A 26,461-nucleotide genomic window follows, 5' to 3' on the forward strand; every position below is an offset into this window, starting at 1 on the left:
ATCCGGCGGCGCCCCTTCGAATCCGCTGCGCGAACGATTAGGCTGGCTGTCCGCGTCGCAAGCGCGGCACCGGTGGGAGTGAATTTGCCATGGAGAACGGCCTTGACGCTGCTCCGCCGCTACTGGAGGTGCGCGGGATCAGCAAGAGCTTTGGCGCGGTGCGCGCGCTGCAGGAGGTCGACTTCACGCTCCGCGCCGGCGAGATCCATGCGCTGCTCGGCGAGAACGGCGCCGGCAAGTCCACGCTGATCAAGGTGATCACCGGCGTCTTTCCGCGGGATGCCGGCATCATCAGGATTGGCGGCGAGGAGGTTGCGCCGCGCTCGGCCAAGGCCGCACTTGGGGCCGGCATCGCCACGGTCTACCAGGAGGTCAATCTGTTGCCCAATCTCTCGGTGGCGCAGAACCTGTTCCTCGACCGGCAGCCGATGCGCTGCGGCATCGTGCGCGAAGGCGAGATGCGGCGCCGCGCCAAAGCGCTGCTTGCGGATTTCGGTCTCGATATCGACGTCACCGCGCCGCTCGGCAACTACTCCGTGGCGGTCCAGCACGTCACCGCGATTGCGCGCGCCGTCGATCTCTCCGCGCGGGTACTGATCCTGGACGAGCCGACCGCGAGCCTCGACCGTCATGAAGTCGAGATCCTCTTCGGCATCATGCGACAGCTCGCGGGGCGCGGCATCGGCATCGTCTTCATCAGCCATTTCCTCGACCAGGTCTACGAAATTTCCGACCGCATCACCGTCCTGCGCAATGGCCGCCTCGTCGGCGAGCGCGAGACCGCCTCGCTGCCGAGGCTGGAGCTGATCCGCATGATGCTCGGCCGCGAGCTGGCCGAGACCACCAGCGCGCGGGCCTCGGCCGGCGAGCACAGGACACGCGAGGTTTGCGCGAGCTTCGAAGGCTATGGCAAATCAGGCTATGTCGCACCGTTCAATCTCGAGCTGCGCCACGGCGAGGTCGTCGGTCTCGCCGGTCTGCTCGGCTCGGGCCGCACCGAGACGGCGCGGCTGGTGTTCGGTGCCGAGCGCGCCGATTGTGGGCAGGCGAGGGTGGAGGGCACGGCCGTACGGCTGCAGTCGCCGCGCGATGGCGTGCGCCACGGCTTTGGCTATTGCCCGGAGGAGCGCAAGACCGACGGCATCGTCGCCGAGCTCACCGTGCGCGAGAACATCGTGCTCGCGCTTCAGGCCAAGCGCGGCCTGCACCGTCCATTGTCGCGCCGCGAGCAGGACGAGATTGCGCGTCGCTATGTCAGGATGTTCGACATCCGCCCGCCCGATCCCGAGCGCGCCGTCGGCCTGCTCTCCGGCGGCAACCAGCAGAAGGTGCTGCTCGCACGCTGGCTCGCGACCTCGCCGCGGCTCCTCGTGCTGGATGAACCCACACGCGGCATCGACGTCGGCGCGCATGCCGAAATCATCCGCCTGATCCGCGAGCTCTGCGACGATGGCCTCGCACTGCTCGTGATCTCTTCCGAGCTCGACGAGATCGTGACCTATTCCGACCGCGTCGTCGTGCTGCGCGACCGCGCCCATGTCGAGGAGCTCCAGGGCGAGGCGATCGACGTCACCAACATTCTCGCGGCCATCGCCGCCGACGACTCGGCCATCGCGCATGAGGGCAGGGCATGACAGCGCTGTTGCCGCGCCGCGGCCTTGCCCAGATCCTCGCGCTGATCGTCATCCTGGCGGTCGACCGCGCGGTTTCGCCGCAATTCTTCGACCTGCGCCTCCAGGACGGCCGCCTGTTCGGCAGCCTGATCGACGTGCTCAACCGCGGCACGCCGGTCGCGCTGCTCTCGCTCGGCATGGTGCTGGTGATCGCAACGCGCGGCATCGATCTCTCGGTCGGCGCGGTGATGGCGATCTGCGGCGCGATTGCGGCGACCCTCGCGGACAGCCACGGGCTGCCGGTGGTGCTGGCGGCTGCGCTGGGAGCCGGCCTCGTCTGCGGCTTGTGGAACGGTTTTCTCGTCGCCGTGCTCGGTATGCAGCCGATCGTGGCTACGCTGATCCTGATGGTGGCGGGGCGTGGCATTGCCCAGCTCATCACCGAAGGGCGGATCGTGACCTTCTCTTCGCCGGACCTGGTCTGGCTCGGTAATGGTTCGGTGCTCGGCTTGCCGGTGCCGGTCGTGATCGCCTTGGGCATGCTCATCCTGACCGGCGCGGTGGTGCGCGGCTCGGCGCTGGGGCTCCTGATCGAGGCGACCGGCGGCAATGCGCGCGCGAGCGAGCTTGCTGGCGTTGGCACCCGCGCGATGATCCTTTCCGTCTATGTCTGGTGTGGCATCTGCGCCGCGCTGGCCGGCGTGATCGCGGCGGCCGACATCATGGGCGCGGATGCCAACAATGCCGGTCTCTGGCTCGAGCTCGACGCCATCCTCGCCGTCGTAATCGGCGGTACCTCGCTGTTCGGCGGCCGCTTCAGCCTCGTTCTGGCCGTTCTCGGTGCGCTGATCATCCAGACCATGAACACCGGCATCTTGCTGTCCGGCTATCCGCCGGAGTTTAATCTGCTGGTCAAGGCGGTGGTGGTGCTCGCGGTGCTCCTGCTGCAATCGCCGAAACTACCGGGCATTGCCGGTGTCGTGTCGCGGCTGTGGAGGACGAAAGCATGAAAAGCTTGCCACCCGTCCTCATCACCGCCGTCGTGCTCGTTGTGGCCTTTGCGGCCTGCGCGGTGCAGTTCCCCAACATTGCCTCGACCCGTGTGGTCGGCAATCTCCTCACTGACAACGCCTTCCTCGGTATCGTCGCGACCGGCATGACGTTTGTGATCATCTCCGGCGGCATCGATCTGTCGGTCGGCTCGGTCATTGGTTTCACCACCGTGTTTGTCGCGCTCGCGATCGAGCGCTGGGGCGTGCCGCCGCTGGTCGCCTTCGTCGCCATCCTCGCGCTCTCGGCTGCCTTCGGCGCGGCCATGGGCGCTGTCATCCATATCTTCGACCTGCCGCCCTTCATCGTGACGCTGGCCGGCATGTTCCTCGCCCGTGGCGCGAGCTTCCTGCTCTCGACGGAATCGGTGCCGATCACCGCGCCGTTCTATTCCACCGTGTCGGATTTCGCGCTGCGGATGCCCGGCGGCGGGCGGTTGACGGCGATCGCGGTCATCATGCTCCTGATCGTGATCGGCGGTGTCTTGCTGCTGCATCTCACCCGGTTCGGGGCCAATGTCTATGCGCTCGGCGGCAGCCGGACGACCGCGAGCCTGATGGGCGTCGCGGTCGGCAAGATGACGATCAAGATCTACATGCTGTCGAGCCTCCTCGCAGGCATCGCCGGCATTGTCTTCTCGTTTTACACCAGCGCCGGCTATTCGCTCTCGGCGGTCGGCGTCGAGCTCGACACCATCGCCGCTGTCGTGATCGGCGGCACGCTGCTGACGGGCGGGCAGGGCTCGGTGATCGGCACTTTCCTCGGCGTGCTGATCCAGGGTCTGATCCAGACCTACATCAATTTCGACGGCACGTTGTCGAGCTGGTGGACCAAGATCGCGACCGGCGTGCTGCTGTTCGCCTTCATCGTTTTTCAGCAGGGCCTTGTCGCGCTGGCGCGCCGACCGGTGGCGAAACGAGCGGGAGCCGTCTCATGACCTCGCGCATCGTTGTTATTCCGACACGACGAGCCCATTCCAACCATGCAGAAGTCGCCCGCTCGATCGGCGTCGACATCATCGCGGGCCGCTATGCCGAGGGCACGCGGCTTCCCGGCGATGCCGAGATGATCGCGATGTTCGGCGTGTCGCGGCCGGTGCTGCGCGAGAGCGTGAAGACGCTGGTCGCCAAAGGCCTGCTCAGCACAAAAGCGCGGGTTGGCACTATCGTGCGCGAGCGCGCCGCCTGGAACATGTTCGACGCCGACGTGCTGGCCTGGCATCTCGATGCCGGCATCGACAAGCGCTTCCTCAACGACCTCGCCGAGATCCGTCTCGCGGTCGAGCCGCGCGCCGCCATGCTCGCGGCCGCACAGCGATCTGAAGAGGACATCGCCGAGCTTCGCCGCAGCATGGAACGCATGCGTCTTGAAGCCTCCGACTCCGTCGGCTTTGCCGACGCCGACCTCGCGCTTCACGTGGCGGTGGCGCGTGCCTCGGGCAATCTGTTCATGCGCTCGATAGGGCACGTCATCGAGGCCGCGCTTCGCGCCTCGTTCCTGCTCAGCGCTCCGGTCGAGCAGGAGGACCGCGACACCGTGTTGCTCTGGCATCAGAAGATCGTCGATGCGATCGCCGCCGGCGATGCGGAAGCCGCATCAGAGGCGATGATTTACGTCATTCACAACGGCATGCGCCGCCACGAGGGTACGGTGATCGAGACTGCCCCGGCGGACCCGCTACCGTCAGCAGATACTGGAGAATAAGCGTGCGCGAACTTCGCATTGCCATCGTCGGCTTCGGCAAGATCGCACGCGATCAGCATGTCGGCGCGATCGCCGCCGTAGAAGGCGCGACGCTCGCCGCCGTTGCCAGCCGCAACGCCGCCTTGCCGGGGCTGCCGCATTTTGCGACCATCGAGGAATTGCTGGAGCAGGGCCCGCTGGTCGACGCCGTCTCGCTCTGCACGCCGCCGCAGGTGCGCCGCGCCCAGGCCGCCGCGGCGCTCGCGGCCGGCAAGCATGTGATGCTGGAGAAACCGCCCGGCATCGGCGTTGCCGAACTCGATCCGCTCATCGCGATGGCGACGGAGGCAAAGCGGACGCTGTTTGCGACCTGGCACTCGCGCTACGCGCCGGCAGTCGAGCCGGCGCGCGCATGGCTGGCCACGCGGCGGATCAAATCCGCACACATCAACTGGAAGGAAGACGTCCGCGTCTGGCATCCCGGGCAGACCTGGATCTGGGAGCCGGGCGGGCTTGGCGTATTCGATCCCGGCATCAACGCGCTGTCGATCCTGACTTGGATCCTGCCGCAGCCGATGTTCGTCACCTCGGCCGAACTTGCGTTCCCGGCCAATTGCCAGGCGCCGATCGCCGCGAATCTGAACCTGACGGATATCAACAGCCTGCCCATCAGTGCCGAATTCGATTTCCGCCAGACCGGGCCGCAGAGCTGGGATATCTTCGTCGACACCGACAAGGGGCAAATGACGCTGTCTCGCGGCGGCAGGATCATGGCGGTCGACGGCAAGGTTGTTGCCGAGGCGCCTGATGAGGAATATCGCGAGCTGTACCGGCGTTTCGTCGCGCTCACCGCGACCGGAGCGAGCGACGTCGACTTGGCGCCGCTCCGTCTCGTCGCCGACGCGTTCCTGCTCGGCAGGCGCACCCTGGTCGAACCTTTTGTGGACTGAACATGGCTGGCTCAAAAACAACAAAAGACGTCTTCGGAATGCTGCCTGACGGTCGCAAGGTCGAGCGCATCGTGCTGCGCGGCGAGGGCGGGTTTGAGGCCCACATCATCACCTATGGCGCGGTGATCCAGGCGCTGATCGCGCCGGACGCCAACGGCGGCACCGACGACGTCGTGCTCGGCCATGATGCTTTCGCCGGCTATCTCGCCGAACGGAAGTTCTTCGGCGCCACCGTCGGCCGCTACGCCAATCGCATCGCCAAGGGACAGTTTTCACTCGATGGCGAGACCGTCCAGCTCCCCGTCAACAACGGCCCGAATGCCCTGCACGGTGGCCTCGACGGTTTTGATCGCAAGCTGTGGGACATCGCCGCGACCGACGATGGCGCCGAGCCCGCAGTGACGCTCGCTTACACGAGCCCGCACGGTGAGGAAAACTATCCCGGCAAGCTCGAGGTCTGCCTGACCTATCGTGTGACCGGCCCGGCCGAGCTGTCGCTGATGATGGAAGCACGGACGGACCGTCCGACCATCGTCAACCTCACCAACCACAGCTTCTTCAACCTGGAAGGAGCCACATCCGGTACGCCCATTCTCGATCACAAGCTGACGGTCGCCGCCGAGCATTTCCTTGCCATCGATCCCACCGCCATTCCGCTGCCCGAGCCGCCACGCGCAGTGGCAGGCACGCCATTCGACTTCCGCGAGGCGCAGACCGTCGGTGCGCGCATCCGCGAGAGCCACGAGCAATTGCGCAACGGCAGGGGCTACGACCACACCTACTGCCTTGGGCGGGACGGCAAGCTGGCGCTCGCGGCGCGGCTGGAGGCACCGCGCTCGGGCCGTGTCATGGAACTCTTGACCAATCAGCCGGGGCTTCAGGTCTATTCCGGCAATTATCTCGAGGGCACGATCTCAGGCAAGGGCGGCAAGCTCATTCGGCAGTCGGATGCAATATGCCTCGAACCGCATTTGTGGCCCAATTCGCCGAACCGGCCGGACTTTCCGAGCCCGCGCCTCGATCCCGGCCAAGTCTATCGGCATCACACCGTCTATCGCTTTGGGACGAGGTCGCCATGACGGAGCAGGTACCAACCTCGGTTCTATCTGCCGAGCAGTGTCATCTCGGCGAGGGACCGACCTATGACGTCACCACCGACACCGCCTGGTGGTTCGACATTCGCGAGGGACGTCTGTTCGAGGCGCATCTCGCCAGCCGACGCATCCGCGTCCACGCCCTCGGCCGGATGGCGAGCGCGCTCGGGCGCATTGATGCCGAGCGTCAGCTGATCGTCGCGGAGGATGGCCTCTACATCCGCACACCCGCCGACGGCGCGATGACATTGCTCTGTCCGCTTGAAGCCGATAATCCCGCGACGCGCTCCAATGACTGTCGCGTGCATCAGTCCGGCACGTTCTGGATCGGCACCATGGGCCGCAAGGCGGAAGCCGGGGCCGGCGCGATCTACGCGTTCCACCGCGGCAAGATCTCGACGCTGTTTCCCGGCATCAGCATTCCGAACTCCATCTGCTTCTCGCCGGATGGCGCCACCGGCTATTTCGCGGACACCGCGCGCGCGGTGCTCTACGCTGTGCCGCTCAATCCAACCACCGGCCTGCCGCGCGGTGAGCCGGAGGTGCTGCTGCGCCACACCGGCGTCGGCGGTCTCGACGGTTCGGTGTGCGATGCCGAGGGGAACATCTGGAACGCCTGCTGGGGCGCGGCCCGCATCGATGTCTACTCGCCGCAGGGCGAGCGCCTGCGCTCGCTCAGCGTGCCGGCAAAGCAGTCGAGCTGCCCGGCCTTCGTCGGCCCAGATTTCTCGCGCCTTCTCGTCACCTCGGCCTGGCAGGACATGGATGCGGCGGCGCGGGCCGCCGATCCGCAAGCCGGCTGCACCTTTCTCTTGGAGGCATCCGCGCACGGTCGCGCGGAGCCCGACGTCAAGCTCGCATAGGAGACCAGAGGCAATCCACCCAAGTTCTCGACGAAACGAAGAAACAGTCTGACACCCAAAGGGAGTGAAATATGCTGAAATTGAAGACGACTTTCCTCGCGCTTGCTCTCGCGAGCGCCGCTGCGATGATCGCTGGTGGGCCTGCGTCCGCCCAGGAGAAAGCAACTGTCGGTATCGCCATGCCGACCAAGTCGTCGGCGCGCTGGATCGACGACGGCAACAACATGGTCAAGGTGCTGAAGGAGCGCGGCTACAACACCGACCTGCAATATGCCGAGGACGACATCCCGAACCAGCTCTCGCAGGTCGAGAACATGGTGACCAAGGGCGCCAAGGCGCTTGTGATCGCCGCGATCGACGGCACCACGCTGTCCGACGTGCTCAAACAGGCGAAAGCAAAAGGCATCACCGTGATCGCCTATGACCGCCTGATCCGCGGCACGCCGAACGTCGACTATTACGCGACCTTCGACAATTTCCAGGTCGGCGTGCTCCAGGCGGAGTCGATCGTGCAGGGCCTTGGCCTGAAGGACGGCAAGGGTCCGTTCAACATCGAGCTGTTCGGCGGCTCGCCCGACGATAACAACGCCTACTTCTTCTACAACGGCGCGATGAGCGTGCTGAAGCCCTATATCGACAGCGGCAAGCTCGTCGTCGTGTCCGGCCAGATGGGCATGGACAAGGTCGCGACCCTGCGCTGGGACGGCGCCACTGCCCAGGCCCGCATGGACAATCTTCTCAGCGCCTACTACGGCAACAAGAAGATCAACGCGGTGCTGTCTCCTTATGACGGTCTCTCGATCGGCATCATCTCCTCGCTGAAGGGCGTCGGCTACGGCAGCGCCGACCAGCCGATGCCCATCATCTCCGGCCAGGACGCCGAGGTGCCCTCGATCAAGGCCATGCTGCGCGGCGACCAGTATTCGACCATCTTCAAGGACACCCGCGACCTCGCCAAGGTGACCGCCGACATGGTCGACGCCGCACTCGCCGGCAAGCAGGTCACGGTCAACGATACCAAGACCTATGAGAACGGCGTCAAGACCGTGCCGTCCTATCTGCTCAAGCCGGTCGTGGTGTACAAGGACAATTGGGAGAAGGTGCTGGTCGACAGCGGCTACTACAAGAAGTCGCAGTTCCAGTAAAAGTTGCTTCTCCGTCATTCCGGGGCGATGCGTAGCATCAAGCTATGGTGCGCAATTGCGCACCTGAGAATCTCGAGGTTCCGGGTTCGCCCTTTGGGCGCCCCGGAACGACGGTGATTTAAGGACATGACACGATGACCGCCATGCTGGAGATGCGCAACGTCAGCAAGAGCTTTGCCGGTGTGCAGGCGCTGCGCGACGTCAACTTTTCGGTCGAGGCCGGCCAGATCCACGCCCTCGTCGGTGAGAACGGGGCCGGAAAATCCACGCTGATGAAGGTGCTGAGCGGCGTCTACCCCGCCGGCAGCTACGAGGGCACCATCGTTTTCGAGGGTGAGGAGCGGCGTTTCCGCGACATCAACGATTCCGAGGCGCTCGGCATCATCATCATCCATCAGGAGCTGGCGCTGATCCCGCTGATGTCGATCGCCGAGAACATTTTCCTCTCGCATCCGCCATCGAAGTTCGGCGTGATCGACCGCGACGAGGTGTACCGGCGCACGCGCGAGTTGCTGGCGCAGGTCGGCCTGAACGAGTCGCCGGATACGCTGATCACCGATCTCGGCGTCGGCAAGCAGCAGCTCGTGGAGATCGCCAAGGCGCTCTCCAAGCGGGTCCGCATGCTGATCCTGGACGAGCCGACCGCGAGCCTCAACGAGGCCGACAGCGCCGCGCTGCTCGAGCGCCTGATGGCGTTCCGCGAGCAGGGCATCGGCTCCATCCTGATCTCGCACAAGCTCAACGAGGTCGCCAAGGTTGCCGACCACATCACCGTGCTGCGCGACGGCCGCACCGTCGACAGCATCGACTGCCATGCCGAACCGATCCAGGAAGACCGCATCATCCGCAGCATGGTCAATCGCGACATGGCGCATCGCTTCCCGGAGCGTCGCGCGAAGATCGGCGAGCCGGTGCTGAGCGTCGAGAATTGGTCGGTCTATCACCCCATCCATCCCGAGCGGCAGGTGATCAAGAACGTCAATTTCGGCGTCAAACGCGGCGAGGTCGTCGGCATTGCCGGGCTGATGGGGGCGGGGCGCACTGAGTTCGCCATGAGTCTGTTCGGCCGCTCCTGGGGCACCAATATCAGCGGCCGCATCGCCCTCGAAGGCCACGAGATCGCGCTGCCGAGGGTCGCCGCGGCGATCGATGCTGGCCTCGCCTATGTCACCGAGGACCGCAAGCAGCTCGGCCTGATCCTCGCCGACGACGTCCGCAAGAACATCACGCTCGCCAGCCTGGACCAGGTCGCGCCGGGGAGGGTGATCGACGACATCGCCGAGCTGAAGGTCGCCAGCGATTACCGCAACCGCATGCGCATCCGCTGCTCCGATGTCTATCAGGAGACCGGCCAGCTCTCCGGCGGGAACCAGCAGAAGGTGGTGCTGTCGAAATGGCTGATGACGGACCCCAAGGTCTTGATCCTGGATGAGCCGACGAGGGGCATCGACGTCGGTGCCAAATACGAAATTTACTGTATCATCAATGAGCTGGCGGAAGCCGGCCGGGGCGTCGTGGTGATCTCCTCGGAGATGCCCGAGCTGCTCGGCATCTGCGACCGCATCTGCGTGATGAACGACGGCGCCTTCGTCGGCGAGTTCAATGGCTCAGAGGCGACCCAGGAAAAGATCATGCGCGCCATCATGCGCAACGAACGAAGCATTGGAAACGCCGCGCCCGCGGCCGCGGAGATGGGAGGATCGCAGCCATGACCGACAAGACGGTTTCGCTGCCCGAGGAGCGCCAGCACGGCAGCTTCATCAAGAACAATTTGCGCAACTACGGCATGTTGATGTCGCTGGTTGCGATCATGCTGTTCTTCCAGGTCGTGACCGGCGGCACGCTGCTGCAGCCGCTCAACCTCACCAACCTGGTGCTGCAGAACAGCTACATCGTCATCATGGCGCTGGGCATGCTGCTCGTCATCGTCACCGGCCATATCGACCTCTCGGTCGGTTCGGTCGCGGGCTTCATCGGCGCCGTGGCCGCGCTTCTCATGGTCACCTACAAGGTCGACTACACCCTCGCCTTCGTCGCTTGCCTCGCGCTCGGTGCAGCCATTGGTGCGGCGCAGGGCTATTGGGTGGCCTATTTCAAGATCCCGTCCTTCATCGTCACGCTGGCCGGCATGCTGGTGTTCAAGGGGCTGGCGCTCGCGGTGCTGCAGGGCCAGTCGCTCGGACCGTTCCCATCGACCTTCCAGAAACTGTCGTCGGGCTTCATTCCGGAGCTGCTGCCCGAAGCCGGCACGCTGCATCCGACCTCGATGCTGATCGGCGCTGTGCTCGCGCTCGGGCTGGTCTACGCCAGCGCCAAGAGCCGGGCGCGTGAAGTGTCGCACGGTATCGAGGTCGAACCCTACGCGTTCTTTCTCGGCAAGAGCATTGTGCTGTCCTGCGCCGTGCTCTACTTCACTTATCTGATCGCGACCTATCGTGGCCTGCCCAACGTGCTGGTGATCATGAGCGCCTTGATCGCGCTCTATGGCTTCGTCACCCGCCGTACCGTGATCGGCCGGCAGATCTATGCCGTCGGCGGCAACGCCAAGGCGGCCAGCCTGTCCGGCATCAAGACCGAGCGGCTGACCTTCCTCACCTTCGTCAATATGGGCGTGCTGGCCGCGCTCGCCGGCCTCGTCTTCGCCGCGCGGCTGAATACGGCGACGCCAAAGGCTGGTTTGGGCTTCGAGCTCGATGTCATCGCCGCCTGCTTCATCGGCGGCGCCTCGGCCTATGGCGGCGTCGGGCGCGTCGGCGGCGCCGTGGTCGGCGCAATGATCATGGGCGTGATGAACAACGGCATGTCCATCCTCGGCATCGGCATCGATTATCAGCAGGTTATCAAGGGCCTGGTGTTGCTCGGCGCGGTATGCATCGACGTATATAATCAGCGGCGGTAGGCGCAAAGATCACGTCGCGGAGGTGGCGCTCTGGCGCGGCCCCCGCCAGGCGACCACAATTTTCGTCAATTTCGATCACGGCATCGGCATCGCGACCGGAACCGATGCCTCGCGATGACCATGATTGCGGTCTAAATCCGGGGGTGCCGAGGAGGGCACGGGCAGGGCAGCACCAGTGGCGGCTCATATAGACGAGATGACGGATGATGAATTTGAGGGGCGGCTTCGCATCCTCTTGCGGATCGTTTCCGTCTGCACTCTCGGGCTCTGCTCCTTTGCTGCAGGCTTGTTGATCGGCGCCTTTGTTCTGTTTTGAAGGACGCGATTCACGCCAAAGCCTCGGAACGGAAGGCGCCAGCGCGTCTTCTTGATCTAGATCAACCGGCAGACAGTTTCGCGCGAATTTCATGCGGTTGGCGCAAGGGATCATGGGGAAGCTGAGTGACGCGTACAGTAAGGTCATCGCTGGCTTCGGAGGTGATGCTGGTCTCGACGTTTCCGGCGTTGCAACTGATCTACGACACTGCCCCGATCGGGCTTGCCTGTCTGTCACCGGACTGCCGCTACCTATTGATCAACCAGCGCCTGACCGAAATCTGCGGTATATCCGTCGATCAGATCGTCCGTTCGATCATGGAGACCGGCGATCCCGTGATCGGCATCGAGGTGGCGGGCCGACCGCCGGCGCGAACTGATCGCACCTCCGATCGGCAGCGTCTGGATTATTGTGTCGTGAACAGCACCGTCGCGATCGCGACGGAAAGACTCACCGCCGAAACCGTCGCGACCGTCGACAATACGCCCATACGCCGGAGCGCGATGGCGAAGACGATGATGATGGGTGTCGCGGTCATCAGCCCGATCTGTGCATCGCTCATGGCGTCGCTCGCCGCTCCCTGGGAAGCCTGAGCCGGTTCGTACCGCGATCGAGCGAAACGGACGTTGCGCCGGCGCAAACATCTCCGCCGCCGATCCCCAGTTTGTCCTGCGACAAATTCCGAACAAGACGGCTGAGCTAAGGCTCACTGGTGTCCTGATCCGGAAAGACGATGTCTGCGGCCGATTGCGAACAACAGGGAACCGGCTGGGGAATTTTGGAAGATCTCCCCGGCGATCCCATGATCTGGGTGCTGATCTTCAGCGAGCTCGTCGCTTTCGGCCTGTTCCTCGGCGCCTTCGTGGTCGCCCGCGCGATCCATCCTGCGGTGTTCGCGGCCGGGCAGGCCGCGCTCGATTCGAATCTCGCCGGCCTAAACACCTTGGTGCTGGTGACCAGCGGCTGGGCTGCCGCCCGGGCGACGAAATCCGCGCGGGCCGGTGAGAAGTGGACGTCGCGCCGCTGCCTGCTGATCGCCATGGCGCTCGGTGGCTTCTTCATCGCGATCAAGCTGGCCGAATATGCCGAGGAGATCGGGCGCGGCATCGGCTTGGAGACCAGCCCGTTCTTCACGCTCTACTTCCTGCTGACCGGATTCCATCTGCTGCATGTCGGTCTCGGCATCATCATCCTAGCCGTGGTCTGCCGCCGCGCCGAGACCGCGGGCGTCGAGACGGGCGCCGCCTTCTGGCACATGGTCGATCTGGTCTGGATCGTCATGTTCCCGATACTGTATCTGGCGCGATGACGATGCCGGATCGCCTCGAGATCACCTGGACCACGCTGATCGGCCTCGCGCTCGCGACCATCCTGCTTCCGCCGTTGATGCCGTGGCCGCTGCTCGGCAACGCGGTGCTACTGGCGCTGGCCGGCATCAAGGGCCGCCGGATCGCGCTCGACTTCATGGACTTCAGGGCGGTGCCCGCGCTGTGGCGCGGCCTCGTCAGCGCCTGGGTCGTCATCGTGCTGCTGTTCGCATGGCTCGCCTCCGCCGTGATCATCCTGACCTGACGCTGCCAACGCGAGCGTTCATTGCGCCCCGACAAAGACCCATCCGCGCTATCAGGCAAAATACAGCATCACCGCTTCCTCACGACCGGACTCACCACGGAAAGGATTGGCAATGGCTGAACGCCTGACCAAGTCGGCGGCTCGAAACGTCTTCTACGGCGGCTCGGCCTTTTTCTTCGCCATCTTCTTAGGGCTGACGGCACACAGCCATTACTACATGGCCACGACCTCGACGGATGCGACGACGCTGACGTCGTCGGTCGCGCGCGGCAAGCATGTCTGGGAGAAGAACTCCTGCATCAACTGCCATACGCTGCTCGGCGAGGGTGCCTATTTCGCGCCTGAAGTCGGCAACGTCTGGGACCGTTGGGGCGGCAACGAGGATCCGGCCGCGGCGCGCGAGACGCTGAAAGCCTGGATGCAGTCGCAGCCCTCGGGCGCGGAGGGGCGGCGGCAGATGCCGCAGTTCAACCTCACCGACCAGGAGCTCAACGACCTCGCCGATTTCCTGCAATGGAGCAGCAAGATCAAGCGCCAGGAATGGCCGCCGAACAAGGCGGGCTAGCGCGCTTGCCTCTTTCAGGTCCCTGCCTCTTTCAAGACAGAGAGAATCCGAGATGAAATATCAGACCCAGAAAGTCGCGATGCTGTATTTCTACGGCGCGCTGACCTTGTTCATGGCTCAGGTCGTGTTCGGCCTGCTCGCCGGAACCATCTACGTCCTGCCCAACACGCTGTCGGTCATCCTGCCGTTCAACATTGTCCGGATGATCCACACCAACGCGCTGATCGTGTGGTCGCTGATCGGCTTCATGGGCGCGACCTACTTCTTGCTGCCCGAGGAAACCGAGACCGAGCTGTACAGCCCGCTGCTGGCAAAGATCCAGTTCTGGATGTTCTTTGGCGCCGCGGCCGTGGCCGTGGTGGGCTATCTCTTCCACTATCACGAGGGCCGCGAATTCCTCGAGCAGCCCTTCATCATCAAGGTCGGAATCGTCGTCGTCTGCCTGATGTTCCTGTTCAACGTCACCATGACGGCGCTCAAGGGCCGCAAGACCACGGTGACCAACATCCTGCTGTTCGGGCTGTGGGGCGTTGCGATCTTCTTCCTGTTCGCCTTCTACAACCCGGCGAATCTCGCCGTCGACAAGATGTACTGGTGGTACGTCGTCCATCTCTGGGTCGAGGGCGTCTGGGAGCTGATCATGGCCTCCGTGCTCGCCTACCTGATGATCAAGCTAAACGGCATCGACCGCGAGGTCGTGGAGAAGTGGCTCTATGTCATCATCGGCCTTGCGCTGTTCTCCGGCATCCTCGGTACCGGCCATCACTTCTACTGGATCGGCGCGCCCGGCTACTGGCAGTGGATCGGCTCGCTGTTCTCCACGCTCGAGGTCGCTCCCTTCTTCACCATGGTGATCTTCACGGTGCAGATGACCTGGAAGGCCGGCCGCAAGCATCCGAACCGCGCTGCGCTGTTGTGGTCGGTCGGCTGCTCGGTGATGGCGTTCCTGGGCGCCGGCGTCTGGGGCTTCCTGCACACGCTGTCGTCGGTGAACTATTACACCCACGGCACCCAAGTCACCGCCGCGCATGGCCATCTCGCCTTCTTCGGCGCCTATGTGATGCTGAACCTTTCGGTGATGGCCTACGCGATCCCGCAGATCAAGGCACGTGCGCCCTATAACCAGTGGCTCTCGATGGCGAGCTTCTGGATCATGTGCACAGCCATGACGGTGATGACCTTCGCGCTGACCTTCGCCGGCGTGATCCAGGTCCATCTCCAGCGTGTGCTCGGCCAGAGCTACATGGATGTGCAGGAACAGCTCGCCCTGTTCTACTGGGTGCGGCTCGGATCCGGCGTGTTCGTTGCGATCTCGGCGCTGATGTTCGTGTGGGCCGTGCTGGTCCCCGGTCGCGCCAGGCAGCCGGTCATCCCCGGCGCCTTGCAGCCGGCCGAATGAGCGTAAAGGCGGCCGCGGGTTCGCCGCGGCCGCCGTCTCAATCTGAATTGCGGAGAATGACCATGAAAGCTGCCCTTCACGCCGTCACCGCGCCAGCGCTGCCGGCCTATGTGGCCAGCGGCAATGAATGCGCGCTATTCGAGCACGCCTGGCGGCACCAGCTGCCGGTTTTGCTGAAGGGACCGACCGGCTGCGGCAAGACGCGCTTCGTCGCGCATATGGCGGCGCGGCTGGGATTGCCGCTGCACACCGTCGCCTGCCACGACGATCTCACCGCGGCCGATCTCACCGGCCGCTATCTGCTCAGGGGCGGCGATACCGTGTGGAGCGACGGCCCGTTGACGCGGGCGGTGCGCGAGGGCGGCATCTGTTATCTCGATGAGGTCGTGGAGGCGCGCAAGGACGTCACCGTCGTGCTGCATCCCCTGACTGACGATCGCCGCATCCTGCCTCTGGAACGCACGGGCGAGGAGCTTGCCGCGCCGAACCGCTTCATGCTCGTGGTCTCCTACAATCCCGGTTACCAGACGCTGCTGAAGGCGCTGAAGCCCTCGACGCGGCAGCGCTTCGTCGCCATCGAGTTCGGCTTTCTGCCGCCCGAGCAGGAGATCGCGGTGATCGCGGCCGAGAGCGGATTGTCGCCGGAGCCTGTGCGGCCGCTGGTTGTGTTGGCCGGCCGCCTGCGCGCGCTGAAGGGCCACGATCTGGAGGAGGGCGTCTCGACCCGGCTCGTGGTCTATTGCGCGACCCTGATCGCGGCCGGCATGCCGATTCCAGACGCGGTGCTCGCCGGCATGATCGAGCCGTTGACCGATGATGCCGACGTCAAGTCGGCGCTGCTCGACGTCGCACGCGCCGTGATCGGCTGAGGTGCGACCATGCTCGCTTTCCTGGAACTGGAGGAGACGGTCGGTCATGCCTGGCACAAAATGGTCGGCGGCACTGCCAGTTATCCGGTTCACGCCGATCATGCGGTCTCGCTTGCCGAGATGAGAAGCAGGCTCGCGGTGATGTTCCGCGCACTGGGCGGCGAGGCGGGTGTGCAGATCGCGAGCGCCGGCGCGCGCAAGTCCGGGCACCGGCTCGGCTGGCGGCAGCGCATCGGTCTCGGCGACGAGCGCATCGAGCAGCCGGGCCGCGACGCCGCGACCATCTTCCTTCCTGACCGCCTCGCGATCTTTCCCGACAAGGCGCTGAATGCAACGCTCTATCGCTGGCTGGCGACCTGGTTCGCGGCCGCGCCGATCGAGGCGATCATCGAAACCGATGCGCTCCGGCGCGATCTGCTCGTGCTGCGCCGCGCCGCCGAAACCGCGGTCTTCGTGCTCACCCAGTTTCCCGGACTCGTCGCCGACTACGCCCAGCTTGCAGCGGCGACCGCCAAAGCCCGGCCGCGGCGCTCCCTGCCGCGTATCGAACAGGAGATCGAGCAGATCGTTCTCGCTTTACTCGGCGCGGGACCTGCGCCCGCGGGGAAATTGTGGCCGGCGATGATGGGGATGGGACCGCTGCCGGACAAGGCGCCGCCGGGCTATCGTCCGGTTCTGCCGTGCCCGCTCTGGGGAGATTGCTGGGCGCGTGCGCTGTCGCCGGCCCCTGCGGGCGAGGACGAGGGCGCGAGCACCGCGGCGCCGGCCGCCCAGGACAATCGCAAGCGGTTCGCTGTCCGCGAACGCGAGGACCGCGCCAATCGCCGCGATCCCTTCGTGCTCAATCGCTTCGAAAAAATCCTAGCGATGGCCGAGATGGTCAATGTCGATCGTCCCTCGGACGACAGTGAGGACGAAGATGCGCAGAAAGCGGCCGACGATCTCGAGGAGATCACACTCAGCCGCCGCAGCGGCAAGCCCGCGAGCCGATTCAAGTTCGATCTCGATCTGCCGCCGGAAGCGCTCGATGCCTCGCGACTGACTGCGGACCTGATCTATCCCGAATGGGACTATCGCAGCGGCTCCTATCTGCCCGATCATTGCCGCGTGCTCGCATCGGCCGCTTCTGAAACCGGCGAAAGTTGGAGACCCGACGAGGCCATGCGCCGGCACATCCGCCAGGTGCGCCGCCGCTTCGAGGTCTTGCGGCCGCGCCACGAATTGATGCGCGCCCAGGCCGACGGACATGACCTCGACCTCGACGCGCTGGTGCGCGCGCGGTGCGATCTCCGGGCCGGTGGCAATGGCGCCGGTCTCGATCGTGTCCACATGGCGATGCGCCCGCAAGGGCACGATCTTGCCGTCACGCTGCTCGTCGACGTCTCGCTCTCGACGGACGCCTGGGTCGATGGCTACCGCGTGCTCGACGTCGAGAAGGAGGCGCTGCTCGTGCTTGCCCACGGGTTGTCGGCCTGCGGCGATCACTACAGCATTCTCACTTTCACCTCGCGCCGGCGTTCCTGGGTGCGGCTCGAAAGGGTTAAGGCGTACGGTGAGCCGATGAGCGGCGTGGTCGAGCGCCGCATCGGGGCGCTCAAGCCCGGCTATTACACGCGGATCGGCGCGGCGGTGCGCCACGCCGCGGCCGAGCTTGCGCGCCAGCCGCAGCGCAAGAAGCTGCTGCTCGTCCTCACCGACGGCAAGCCGAACGACGTCGACCACTATGAGGGGCGCTTTGCGCTCGAAGACACCCGGAAGTCCGTGCAGGAAGCGCGCCGGCTCGGAATCGCGGTGTTCGGCGTGACGATCGACGCGGCGGCGCAATCCTATTTTCCGACGCTGTTCGGCTGCAACGGCTATGCCATCGTCGGCAACATCAAGCGATTGCCGGCGGCGCTGCCGCTAATCTACCGCCAGGTGGCGCATTGAGCTGGGAATGCCGCCGCGCCATGTTCGTGGCTGATCTATTGCTCACCTATTGAGTATATGATCGAATGGCCGGATGGACCAGGGCCGGTCAAAACCCGATCTGATCATCTTCGACTGCGACGGCGTGCTCGTTGACAGCGAACTCTTGAGCTGTCGCTGTCTGTCCGAGGTCTTGGCGGAATTCGGTCTGGTGCTCAGCGAGGAGCAGGCACTGGAGCTGTTCCTCGGGCGCAGCACCAGGGCGATCGAGCAGCACTACCGCGATCTCGGAGAGGTCGTGCCGGATGGCTTCCTGCCGCGATTGAAATCGCGCGTGCTGGAGACGTTTGCCGCCGCGCTCGAGCCGATCCCCGGGGTGGAGGCGGTGATCTCGGGGCTGACCGTGCCGTTCTGTGTGGCCTCGTCCAGCGACATTGACCGCGTCTCGCTCTCCCTCGACGTCACCGGTCTTCGGGCACATTTCGGCGACCGGATCTACACCGCGCAGATGGTCAGGCACGGCAAGCCGGCGCCTGATCTCTTTCTCCATGCAGCCGAGAACATGCGCGTCTCGCCTGCGCGCACGCTGGTGATCGAGGACAGTGTCAGCGGCGTGCAGGCGGGCAAAGCGGCCGGCATGACGGTCTTGGGATTTGTCGGCGGCAGCCATTATCGGGGGCGGGACGGCCGCGCTATATTGGCCGCCGCCGGAGCCGATCGGGTCTTCGCGCAGATGAGCGATTTCTGGAAGGAGACGTGACGCCTTGGCTGGCGAGAACGACAAGTCGAGGCTGGATGACGCCGCGCGGGCCGGCTGGCTCTATTTCATTGCCGGCCATACCCAGGACGAGATCGCAAAAATGCTCCAGGTCTCGCGCGCCTCGGCGCAGCGGCTGGTCTCGCTGTGCCTCGCCGAGCGGCTCATCACCTTCCGGCTCGAACATCCCATCGCCGCCTGCATGGAATTGGCCGCGCGCCTGAAGGAGCGGTTTGATCTCATCCATTGCGAAGTTGTGCCGGCCGATCTTGCGGCGCCGCAGGCCACTGCCGGCATCGCCGAGCGCTGCGCCAATCTGCTGGACTCGACGCTGCGCTCCGAGACTCCGGTCATCGTCGCGCTCGGCACGGGAAGGGCGGTGCGCGCAGCGGTCGAGCGCGTCACGCCGATCGACCGGCCCAACCATCAGATTGTCTCGCTGGTCGGCAACATCTCTGCCGACGGCTCGGCGAGCTTCTACGATACCGTCGGGCGGCTCGCCGACCGCACCGGCGCGCGGCACTATCCGATGCCGCTGCCATTCCTGATGTCGTCCGAGGACGAGCGCAACAAGATGGTGCGGATCGAGCCGATCGCGAAGGTGAAGGCGGTCGCGGCCAAGGCGGACTTGCGCCTCGTCGGCATCGGCCAGATGGACCAGAAGGCGCAGGTCCACGTCGACGGCTTCGTCACACGCGATGAATTGTTCGAGATGATGCGATTGGGTGCCATCGGCGAGATCACCGGCTGGGCCTATGATGCCAAGGGCCGCCTGCTCAAGGCCGGCACCAATAAGCGCCTCACCAGCATCCCGCCGGAAGTGCCGGCCAAGACCACGACCATCGGCGCAGCCGTCGGTGCCGCCAAGGTCCCGGCGATCGCCGCGGCGCTGAATGGACGGCTGATCAACGGCCTGATTACGGACGAGGCGACCGCAAGGGCGATTTTGGAGCGATAGGTTGGCGCGGCAGCGGGACCGGCTCCCTCTCCCGTTTGCGGGGGAGATCGAGCAAGCCGCGGCGTTCGTTCCCAACAACTGAAATCCCTCCCGCGCCGCAGCACTCATAAGTTGCGCGAACACCGGCGCGCCTGCTTGACAACCGTCGCCCTTCGGCCGAACATACGCTCAACGCGTGGGCATCTGCTCAAAAGCGCGAGCTTAGGGAGGTCACCGTGAAACAATTCCTCGGCGCCGTCTGCGGCGCGTCTGTCCTGTTGGCCGTCCCTGCGATGGCCGAAACCACCCTGACGATCGCCACCGTCAACAACGGCGACATGATCCGAATGCAGGGGCTGACCAGCGACTTCACCAAGAAGAACCCGGACATTTCAGTGAAATGGGTGACGCTGGAGGAAAACGTGCTGCGCCAGCGCGTCACCACCGACATTGCCACCAAGGGCGGCCAGTTCGACGTGCTCACCATCGGCACCTATGAGGTCCCGATCTGGGCCAAGAAGGGCTGGCTGGTGCCGCTCGCCAATCTCGGCGCCGATTATGACGTCGCCGACCTCCTGCCCAAGATCAAGGATGCCGTCTCCGTTGACGGCAAGCTCTACGCCGCGCCGTTCTATGGCGAGAGCTCGATGGTGATGTACCGCACCGATCTGTTCGAGAAGGCCGGCCTGAAGATGCCGGAAAAGCCGACCTGGGACTTCGTCATCGACGCCGCCAAGAAGCTCACCGACAAGAGCGCCGGCACCTACGGCATCTGCCTGCGCGGCAAAGCCGGCTGGGGCGAGAACATGGCGTTCCTGTCGGCGATGGCCAATTCCTACGGCGCGCGCTGGTTCGACGAGAAGTGGGAACCGCAGTTCAACACGCCGGAATGGAAGACGACGCTCACGACCTACGTCAATCTGATGAAAGAGGCTGGCCCTCCCGGCGCGAGCTCGAACGGCTTCAACGAGAATCTCGCGCTGTTCAACGCCGGCAAATGCGCGATGTGGATCGACGCGACGGTTGCGGCGTCGTTCGTGACCAACCCCAAGGATTCCAAGGTTGCCGACAAGGTCGGCTTCGCGCTTGCGCCCAACACCGGGCTCGGCAAGAACGCCAACTGGCTTTGGGCCTGGAACCTCGCCATCCCTGCCGGCTCGAAGAAGACCGACGCGGCCGAGAAGTTCATCGCCTGGGCGACCAGCAAGGACTACACCAAGCTCGTCGCATCGAAGGAGGGGTGGGCCAACGTGCCGCCGGGCACGCGCACCTCGCTCTACCAGAACGATGAGTATCTGAAGGTCGCGCCATTCGCGAAGCTGACGCTGGCCTCGATCGACGCAGCCGATCCGAACAAGCCGACGGTGAAGCCGGTGCCTTATGTCGGCGTGCAATACGCCGCGATCCCCGAGTTCCAGGGCATCGGCACGCAGGTCGGCCAGCAGTTCTCCGCGGCGCTCGCGGGCTCGACCACCGTCGATGCGGCGCTCTCCGCCGCGCAATCCTCCACCGAGCGCGAGATGAAGCGCGCCGGCTACATCAAGTGAACCCGAGCTCTCCTTCCTGAGCTCAAACTTGCGGCCATCCACCCATCCCGGATGGACGGCCGCCTTCTTCCGCCAGCGGAGACCTCAGGGATGGCAACCCGGCAGACGCAATTCCTTGCGCGGTCGCTCCTGACCCCGGCCGTCGGCCTGCTGTTCATCTGGATGATCGTTCCGCTCGCGCTGACGATCTACTTCTCGACCCTGCATTACAGCCTGCTCGATCCCGGTTCGGAATCGTTCGTCGGGCTGGAAAACTTCCGCTACTTCCTCACCGATCCCGCCTTCCTCGCTTCGCTCCAGAACACGCTGGTGCTGGTCGGCTCGGTGCTGGCGCTGACGATCGTGCTCGGCATCCCCCTGGCGCTGCTGCTCGACCAGCCCGTGGTGGGGCGCAACTTCGTGCGGCTGATGGTGATCGCGCCGTTCTTCGTGATGCCGACTGTGAGCGCACTGGTCTGGAAGAACCTCTTGATGCACCCGGTCTCGGGCTTGTTCGCCTGGCTCGCCTCGCTGGTCGGGTTGACGCCGATCGACTGGTTCAACGACGTCCCGCTGCTCTCTGTGATCCTGATCGTCGCCTGGCAATGGCTGCCGTTCGCCACGCTGATCCTGCTGACCGCATTGCAGTCGCTAGACGAGGAGCAGAAGGAAGCTGCGGAGATGGATGGCGCCAGCGCCGTGTCGACCTTCATCTACATTACTTTGCCGCATCTCGCGCGGCCGATCACCGTCGTGATCCTGATCGAGACTATCTTCCTGCTCACGGTGTTCGCCGAGATCTTCGTCACGACCGGCGGCGGGCCGGGCCTGCAGACCACCAACATCGCCTTCCTGATCTACTCGCAGGCGCTGATCCAGTTCGATGTCGGCAGCGCCTCGGCGGGCGGGCTCGTCGCGGTCGTGATCGCTAACGTCGTCGCTTTCTTCCTGGTCCGCATCGTCGGCCGCAATTTGGAGGCCTGACATGGCGCGGATGGCGACGACGCAGCGGGTGGTGGTCTCGACGATCGGGGCGTGGTTGTTCGGCTTTCTGATCTTCTTCCCGATCCTCTGGATGGTGCTGGCGAGCTTCAAGACCGAGCTCGAGGCCTTCGCGATTCCGCCGTCCTTCCTGTTCTTCCACTGGACAACGGAGAACTATGCAACGGTGCAGGAGCGCAGCGACTATTTCCACCACGCGATGAACTCGATCATCATCGCCGGCGGCTCGACACTGATCGCGCTCCTGATCGCAATTCCCGCGGCCTGGTCGATGGCGTTCTCGCCGACCAAGCGCACCAAGGACACCCTGCTCTGGATGCTCTCGACCAAGATGATGCCGCCGGTCGGCGTGCTGGTTCCGATCTACCTCATCTACAAGAATTTCGGCCTGCTCGATTCCCGCATCGGTCTCGTCTTCATCCTCTGTCTCGGCAATTTGCCGATCGTGATCTGGATGCTGTTCACCTATTTCAAGGAGATCCCGCGCGACATCCTGGAGGCCGCGCGCATGGACGGCGCGACGATCGGCCGCGAGCTCGTCTATGTGCTCACGCCGATGGCGATCCCGGGGCTCGCCTCCACGCTGCTGCTCAATCTGATCCTCGCCTGGAACGAGGCGTTCTGGACGCTCAATCTGTCGACCTCGAGCGCCGCGCCGCTCACCACGTTCATCGCCTCCTATTCGAGCCCGGAAGGGCTTTTCTGGGCAAAGCTGTCCGCGGCCTCGACGCTGGCGATCGCGCCCATTCTCGTCCTCGGTTGGTTCAGCCAGAAACAGCTCGTGCGCGGGCTCACCTTCGGCGCGGTGAAATAAGGGGGCTGCCATGGGCCAGATCACACTTCAGGGCGTGCAAAAATCCTTCGGTCCCGTACACATTATCAAGGGCGCCGATCTCGACATTGCCGACGGCTCCTTCGTCGTCTTCGTCGGCCCTTCTGGTTGCGGCAAGACCACGCTGCTGCGGCTGATCGCGGGCCTCGAGGATGTCAGTGGCGGCAGCATCCTGATCGACGGGAGGAATGTGGTGGACACGCCGCCCGCCAAGCGTGGACTGTCGATGGTGTTCCAGTCCTACGCGCTCTATCCACATATGAGCGTCCGCGGCAATATCGGGTTCGGCCTGAAGATGGCGGGCCTTGCCAAGGATGAGATCAACCGCAAGGTCGAGGCCGCCGCCGCAACGCTGAACCTCACGCCCTATCTCGACCGCAAGCCGCGTGAGCTCTCCGGTGGCCAGCGCCAGCGCGTCGCGATCGGCCGCGCTATCGTGCGCGAGCCCAAAGCGTTCCTGTTCGACGAGCCGCTGTCGAACCTCGATGCGGCCCTACGCGTGCAGATGCGCATCGAGGTGACGCGACTGCAGAAGCAGCTCGGCACCACCGCGATCTACGTCACCCACGACCAGGTCGAGGCCATGACGATGGCCGACAAGATCGTCGTGCTCAACGGCGGCAAGATCGAGCAATACGGCTCACCGCTGGAGCTGTACGAGCGGCCGGCCAATCTCTTCGTCGCCGGCTTCATCGGCTCGCCCAAGATGAACTTTGTCACGGGTGAGCCTGCATTGCAGAAGGGCGCGGCCACGATCGGCGTGCGGCCGGAGCATCTGAAGATCGATCGCGATGGCAGCGGCGGCTGGCAGGGAACGATCTCGGTCGCCGAACATCTCGGTAGCGACACTTTCCTGTATGTCGATGCCGGTCCGCTCGGCATGCTGACCGCACGCTACATCGGCGAGCTGAGCCTGCATGCCGGCGACCGCGTCTCGCTGGTGCCGGACCCCGCGCGCATCCACCGCTTCGACCAGAGCGGCAACGCTCTTCGCGCCTAACAGGAAACGGAAGATCACCATGTACCTGGAAAAATTCAAGCTGAACGGCAAGACCGCGTTCATCACCGGCGGCGGGCAGGGCATCGGCCTTGGCTGCGCCGAGGCGCTGGCTGAAGCCGGGGCCAAGGTGATCATCGGCGACCGCGACAGCAAGGTCGCCGATGATGCGAAGGCCGCTCTGAAGGCCAAGGGTTTTGATATCGAGACCGCGATCATGGACGTCACCGACACCAAGCGGGTGGCGGAGGTCGCGAACGATCTCTTCGCCCGCCATGGCAAGGTCGACATCCTCGTCAACAATGCCGGCATTGCCCGCAGCGAGACCCCGGCCGAGACCGTCACCGACGAGCATTGGCTCAACGTCATCGACGTCAACCTCAACGGCACCTTCTGGTGCTGCCGCGAGTTCGGCAAACACATGCTGAAGGCCAAGAGCGGCGCCATCGTCAATGTCGGTTCGATGTCCGGCTTCATCGTCAACAAGCCGCAGGAGCAGTGCTTCTACAACGCCTCCAAGGCCGGTGTGCACCATTTGACGAAATCGCTCGCCGCTGAATGGGGCGCACGCGGCATCCGCGTCAATGCGGTCGCGCCGACCTATATCGAGACGCCGCTCAACGCCTTCGTGAAGAGCAATCCCAAGATGTACGACGCCTGGATCGGTGGAACCCCGATGGGGCGGATGGGGCAGGTCGAGGAGATCGCCTCCGTCGTGCTATTCCTTTCTTCGGAGGCCGCGAGTCTGATGACCGGCAGCATCGTGCTGGTGGATGGCGGCTACACTTGCTGGTAGGCTTGCGTCAAAATTGACGGAGAGCGACCAGGAGCGACTATGCCGCGAGCGTATATCGGCGTCGACGTGGGAACCACGAGCACGCGGGCAGGGGTGTTCGATGAGGCCGGCACGTTGCTTGCGACCGCGCGGCACCCGATCCGGACCTGGCACGAGACCGGCGACGTCGTCGAGCAGTCCTCGCATGACATCTGGGAGGCCTGCGTCGGATCGGTGCGGGCGGCGATGGCGGAAGCCGCGATCCCGCCCGCCAGCGTCGGCGGCATCGGCTTTGATGCGACCTGTTCCCTCGTGGTTCTCGACAAGCAAGGCGAGCCGCTCACCGTCAGCGCCTCGGGCGAGGCGCCGCGCAACGTCATCGTCTGGATGGACCATCGCGCCGTTGCCGAGGCGCGGCTGATCAACGAGACCGAGGATGCCGTGCTGCGCTATGTGGGCGGCTCGATCTCGCCCGAAATGGAGATGCCGAAGTTGCTCTGGCTGAAGCGGCATCTGCGCGCGAGTTTTGATGCCGCCGGTCACTTCTTCGATCTCGCGGACTATCTGACCTGGCGCGCCACCGGCTCGCTCCAGCGCTCCACCTGCACGGTCACCTGCAAGTGGAACTATCTCGCCCATGACGACGGCGGCTGGAGCGCGTCGTTCTTCAAGCGCATTGGACTTGCGGATTTCGTCAATGAAAAATACGCCCGCATCGGCACCGAGATCGTCGCGCCCGGCACCCGCCTCGGCGAAGGGCTCACCCGGACCGCTGCGGCCGAACTCGGCCTGCCACCGGGCACGCCGGTCGGCGCCTCCTTGATCGACGCCCATGCCGGCGGCATCGGTGCGATCGGCGGCCGCGACGGCTTCGGCGCAACGGCGGATGTCACTGGTCGCCTTGCCTACATCATGGGAACGTCGGCCTGCATCATGGCGACGACGAAGGAGCCGTGCTTCGTGCCCGGTGTGTGGGGCCCATATTATTCCGGCATGGTGCCGGACTTCTGGCTCAACGAGGGCGGCCAGTCGGCGGCGGGCGCTGCGATCGATCATCTCCTCAAGTCCCACCCCGGCCACGCCGAGGCGAGCGCGGCGGCGCGCGGCGAGGGTCTCGACCTCATCGACTTCCTCGAGCGCCGCATCATCGCGCGCGCGGGCAGCGCCAGCCGAGCCGCGCTGCTCGCCCGCGAGGTCCATGTGCTCCCTGAATTCATCGGCAACCGCTCGCCCTACGCCGACCCGGATACGCGCGCGGTGATCGCCGGGCTCGATCTCGACACCGGTATCGGCTCGATGGAGCGGCTGTTCATCGCCGGCCTCTGCGGGCTTGCTTATGGCCTCGCCGAGGTGATCGAGGCCTTTGCCGCGCACGGCGTTCATTCCAGCCTCATGATCATGGGCGGCGGCGCCAGCCGCAGCCCGCTGGTGCGGCAGATCATGGCCGACACCACAGGTCTCACGGTCGCCCTGCCGCAGACCAAAGAGCCGGTGCTGCTGGGCGCGGCCATGTTAGGCGCGGTCGCCGGCGGCGCCTACGCCTCGATCGGCGAGACCATGGCAAAGATGTCGGTGCTCGGAGGCAAGAGCGAGCCGACCACGCCCGACATGGCCGCCTTCCACGCCCGCAAGCGTGAGGTCTACAAGCTGCTGCGTGACGTCGATCGCGACAGCCGCGCCGCGATGCGCGACATCGCCAAAGGTTGAAG

Annotated in this window: 25 protein-coding genes; all 25 read left to right on the forward strand. The window is 64.8% G+C overall.

The features are described 5' to 3' along the window. Window positions 1-89 precede the first annotated feature (89 nt). The 25 genes from AC5V87_RS14165 to AC5V87_RS14285 all read left to right on the forward strand — a co-directional run bounded on the left by AC5V87_RS14165 (window position 90) and on the right by AC5V87_RS14285 (window position 26,459). A complete protein-coding gene (locus tag AC5V87_RS14165) occupies window positions 90-1,634 on the forward strand; it encodes a sugar ABC transporter ATP-binding protein (protein ID WP_495371337.1) in 1,545 nt (514 codons plus the stop codon). After that, window positions 1,631-2,623, forward strand: coding sequence for an ABC transporter permease (locus tag AC5V87_RS14170; RefSeq protein WP_495371338.1), 993 nt, complete (start codon window positions 1,631-1,633; stop codon window positions 2,621-2,623). Before AC5V87_RS14165 ends, AC5V87_RS14170 begins: the two co-directional genes overlap by 4 nt. After that, entirely contained in the window at window positions 2,620-3,600 is a 981-nt protein-coding gene (yjfF, locus tag AC5V87_RS14175) for a galactofuranose ABC transporter, permease protein YjfF (protein WP_495371339.1), read from the forward strand. The genes AC5V87_RS14170 and yjfF overlap by 4 nt, the downstream gene beginning before the upstream one ends. Beyond that, a complete protein-coding gene (locus AC5V87_RS14180; protein WP_495371340.1) occupies window positions 3,597-4,367 on the forward strand; it encodes a FadR/GntR family transcriptional regulator in 771 nt (256 codons plus the stop codon). The genes yjfF and AC5V87_RS14180 overlap by 4 nt, the downstream gene beginning before the upstream one ends. 2 nt (window positions 4,368-4,369) lie before the next feature. Then, window positions 4,370-5,296, forward strand: coding sequence for a Gfo/Idh/MocA family protein (locus AC5V87_RS14185; protein WP_456839503.1), 927 nt, complete (start codon window positions 4,370-4,372; stop codon window positions 5,294-5,296). Window positions 5,297-5,298: 2 nt separating this feature from the next. Then, window positions 5,299-6,375, forward strand: coding sequence for an aldose epimerase family protein (locus AC5V87_RS14190; RefSeq protein WP_495371341.1), 1,077 nt, complete (start codon window positions 5,299-5,301; stop codon window positions 6,373-6,375). After that, on the forward strand, window positions 6,372-7,253 hold the full coding sequence (locus AC5V87_RS14195) for an SMP-30/gluconolactonase/LRE family protein (RefSeq protein WP_456839501.1): 882 nt from the start codon (window positions 6,372-6,374) through the stop codon (window positions 7,251-7,253). Before AC5V87_RS14190 ends, AC5V87_RS14195 begins: the two co-directional genes overlap by 4 nt. A gap of 71 nt (window positions 7,254-7,324) precedes the next feature. Continuing rightward, window positions 7,325-8,398, forward strand: coding sequence for a multiple monosaccharide ABC transporter substrate-binding protein (gene chvE / locus AC5V87_RS14200; protein ID WP_456839500.1), 1,074 nt, complete (start codon window positions 7,325-7,327; stop codon window positions 8,396-8,398). Between the two features lie 134 nt (window positions 8,399-8,532). Next, window positions 8,533-10,110: a multiple monosaccharide ABC transporter ATP-binding protein gene (gene mmsA, locus AC5V87_RS14205; protein WP_495371342.1), complete on the forward strand. Its 1,578-nt coding sequence runs from the start codon at window positions 8,533-8,535 to the stop codon at window positions 10,108-10,110. Further along, a complete protein-coding gene (gene mmsB, locus AC5V87_RS14210) occupies window positions 10,107-11,297 on the forward strand; it encodes a multiple monosaccharide ABC transporter permease (protein WP_456839499.1) in 1,191 nt (396 codons plus the stop codon). The genes mmsA and mmsB overlap by 4 nt, the downstream gene beginning before the upstream one ends. A 480-nt stretch (window positions 11,298-11,777) precedes the next feature. Further along, window positions 11,778-12,206: a hypothetical protein gene (locus AC5V87_RS14215; RefSeq protein WP_456843580.1), complete on the forward strand. Its 429-nt coding sequence runs from the start codon at window positions 11,778-11,780 to the stop codon at window positions 12,204-12,206. Window positions 12,207-12,346: 140 nt separating this feature from the next. Further along, a complete protein-coding gene (locus tag AC5V87_RS14220) occupies window positions 12,347-12,922 on the forward strand; it encodes a cytochrome c oxidase subunit 3 family protein (protein WP_456839498.1) in 576 nt (191 codons plus the stop codon). Between the two features lie 2 nt (window positions 12,923-12,924). Beyond that, window positions 12,925-13,185, forward strand: a complete 261-nt coding sequence (locus tag AC5V87_RS14225; RefSeq protein ID WP_456839497.1) for a cytochrome C oxidase subunit IV family protein — start codon at window positions 12,925-12,927, stop codon at window positions 13,183-13,185. A 112-nt stretch (window positions 13,186-13,297) separates the two neighbouring features. Then, window positions 13,298-13,750, forward strand: a complete 453-nt coding sequence (locus AC5V87_RS14230; protein ID WP_456839496.1) for a c-type cytochrome — start codon at window positions 13,298-13,300, stop codon at window positions 13,748-13,750. 52 nt (window positions 13,751-13,802) lie between these two features. Next, entirely contained in the window at window positions 13,803-15,149 is a 1,347-nt protein-coding gene (locus tag AC5V87_RS14235) for a cbb3-type cytochrome c oxidase subunit I (RefSeq protein ID WP_495371343.1), read from the forward strand. A 62-nt stretch (window positions 15,150-15,211) separates the two neighbouring features. Continuing rightward, window positions 15,212-16,018 carry a CbbQ/NirQ/NorQ/GpvN family protein gene (locus AC5V87_RS14240; RefSeq protein ID WP_495371344.1) on the forward strand — a complete coding sequence of 269 codons (807 nt, stop codon included), beginning with the start codon at window positions 15,212-15,214 and terminating at the stop codon, window positions 16,016-16,018. 9 nt (window positions 16,019-16,027) lie between these two features. After that, window positions 16,028-17,947 carry a nitric oxide reductase activation protein NorD gene (locus tag AC5V87_RS14245; RefSeq protein ID WP_495371345.1) on the forward strand — a complete coding sequence of 640 codons (1,920 nt, stop codon included), beginning with the start codon at window positions 16,028-16,030 and terminating at the stop codon, window positions 17,945-17,947. Window positions 17,948-18,020: 73 nt separating this feature from the next. Beyond that, on the forward strand, window positions 18,021-18,686 hold the full coding sequence (locus AC5V87_RS14250) for an HAD family hydrolase (protein ID WP_495371346.1): 666 nt from the start codon (window positions 18,021-18,023) through the stop codon (window positions 18,684-18,686). A 4-nt stretch (window positions 18,687-18,690) separates the two neighbouring features. Beyond that, entirely contained in the window at window positions 18,691-19,641 is a 951-nt protein-coding gene (locus AC5V87_RS14255) for a sugar-binding transcriptional regulator (protein WP_495371347.1), read from the forward strand. 215 nt (window positions 19,642-19,856) lie between these two features. After that, on the forward strand, window positions 19,857-21,167 hold the full coding sequence (locus tag AC5V87_RS14260) for an ABC transporter substrate-binding protein (protein ID WP_456839490.1): 1,311 nt from the start codon (window positions 19,857-19,859) through the stop codon (window positions 21,165-21,167). 90 nt (window positions 21,168-21,257) lie between these two features. Then, window positions 21,258-22,130 (forward strand): carbohydrate ABC transporter permease, encoded by an 873-nt coding sequence (locus AC5V87_RS14265; protein WP_456839489.1) that lies wholly within the window; start codon window positions 21,258-21,260, stop codon window positions 22,128-22,130. Window position 22,131: 1 nt separating this feature from the next. Next, on the forward strand, window positions 22,132-22,962 hold the full coding sequence (locus AC5V87_RS14270) for a carbohydrate ABC transporter permease (RefSeq protein ID WP_456839488.1): 831 nt from the start codon (window positions 22,132-22,134) through the stop codon (window positions 22,960-22,962). A 10-nt stretch (window positions 22,963-22,972) separates the two neighbouring features. Then, entirely contained in the window at window positions 22,973-23,980 is a 1,008-nt protein-coding gene (locus tag AC5V87_RS14275; RefSeq protein ID WP_495371348.1) for an ABC transporter ATP-binding protein, read from the forward strand. Between the two features lie 19 nt (window positions 23,981-23,999). Then, complete coding sequence (locus AC5V87_RS14280) at window positions 24,000-24,773, forward strand: SDR family NAD(P)-dependent oxidoreductase (protein ID WP_456839486.1); 774 nt, start codon at window positions 24,000-24,002, stop codon at window positions 24,771-24,773. A 39-nt stretch (window positions 24,774-24,812) separates the two neighbouring features. Beyond that, window positions 24,813-26,459 (forward strand): FGGY-family carbohydrate kinase, encoded by a 1,647-nt coding sequence (locus AC5V87_RS14285; RefSeq protein WP_495371349.1) that lies wholly within the window; start codon window positions 24,813-24,815, stop codon window positions 26,457-26,459. Window positions 26,460-26,461: the final 2 nt, after the last annotated feature.

It is taken from the genome of Bradyrhizobium sp. SOJA106, from assembly GCF_059448745.1.

Coding starts and splice junctions, on each gene's coding strand:
- AC5V87_RS14235 (WP_495371343.1), top strand. CDS start 13,803: ATGAAATATCAGACCCAGAAAGTCGCGATGCTGTATTTCTACGGCGCG.
- AC5V87_RS14285 (WP_495371349.1), top strand. CDS start 24,813: ATGCCGCGAGCGTATATCGGCGTCGACGTGGGAACCACGAGCACGCGG.
- mmsA (WP_495371342.1), top strand. CDS start 8,533: ATGACCGCCATGCTGGAGATGCGCAACGTCAGCAAGAGCTTTGCCGGT.
- AC5V87_RS14270 (WP_456839488.1), top strand. CDS start 22,132: ATGGCGCGGATGGCGACGACGCAGCGGGTGGTGGTCTCGACGATCGGG.
- AC5V87_RS14165 (WP_495371337.1), top strand. CDS start 90: ATGGAGAACGGCCTTGACGCTGCTCCGCCGCTACTGGAGGTGCGCGGG.
- AC5V87_RS14245 (WP_495371345.1), top strand. CDS start 16,028: ATGCTCGCTTTCCTGGAACTGGAGGAGACGGTCGGTCATGCCTGGCAC.
- AC5V87_RS14170 (WP_495371338.1), top strand. CDS start 1,631: ATGACAGCGCTGTTGCCGCGCCGCGGCCTTGCCCAGATCCTCGCGCTG.
- AC5V87_RS14240 (WP_495371344.1), top strand. CDS start 15,212: ATGAAAGCTGCCCTTCACGCCGTCACCGCGCCAGCGCTGCCGGCCTAT.
- AC5V87_RS14265 (WP_456839489.1), top strand. CDS start 21,258: ATGGCAACCCGGCAGACGCAATTCCTTGCGCGGTCGCTCCTGACCCCG.
- chvE (WP_456839500.1), top strand. CDS start 7,325: ATGCTGAAATTGAAGACGACTTTCCTCGCGCTTGCTCTCGCGAGCGCC.
- AC5V87_RS14275 (WP_495371348.1), top strand. CDS start 22,973: ATGGGCCAGATCACACTTCAGGGCGTGCAAAAATCCTTCGGTCCCGTA.
- AC5V87_RS14250 (WP_495371346.1), top strand. CDS start 18,021: ATGGACCAGGGCCGGTCAAAACCCGATCTGATCATCTTCGACTGCGAC.
- AC5V87_RS14180 (WP_495371340.1), top strand. CDS start 3,597: ATGACCTCGCGCATCGTTGTTATTCCGACACGACGAGCCCATTCCAAC.
- AC5V87_RS14230 (WP_456839496.1), top strand. CDS start 13,298: ATGGCTGAACGCCTGACCAAGTCGGCGGCTCGAAACGTCTTCTACGGC.
- AC5V87_RS14225 (WP_456839497.1), top strand. CDS start 12,925: ATGCCGGATCGCCTCGAGATCACCTGGACCACGCTGATCGGCCTCGCG.
- AC5V87_RS14220 (WP_456839498.1), top strand. CDS start 12,347: ATGTCTGCGGCCGATTGCGAACAACAGGGAACCGGCTGGGGAATTTTG.
- AC5V87_RS14190 (WP_495371341.1), top strand. CDS start 5,299: ATGGCTGGCTCAAAAACAACAAAAGACGTCTTCGGAATGCTGCCTGAC.
- yjfF (WP_495371339.1), top strand. CDS start 2,620: ATGAAAAGCTTGCCACCCGTCCTCATCACCGCCGTCGTGCTCGTTGTG.
- AC5V87_RS14195 (WP_456839501.1), top strand. CDS start 6,372: ATGACGGAGCAGGTACCAACCTCGGTTCTATCTGCCGAGCAGTGTCAT.
- mmsB (WP_456839499.1), top strand. CDS start 10,107: ATGACCGACAAGACGGTTTCGCTGCCCGAGGAGCGCCAGCACGGCAGC.
- AC5V87_RS14215 (WP_456843580.1), top strand. CDS start 11,778: ATGCTGGTCTCGACGTTTCCGGCGTTGCAACTGATCTACGACACTGCC.
- AC5V87_RS14280 (WP_456839486.1), top strand. CDS start 24,000: ATGTACCTGGAAAAATTCAAGCTGAACGGCAAGACCGCGTTCATCACC.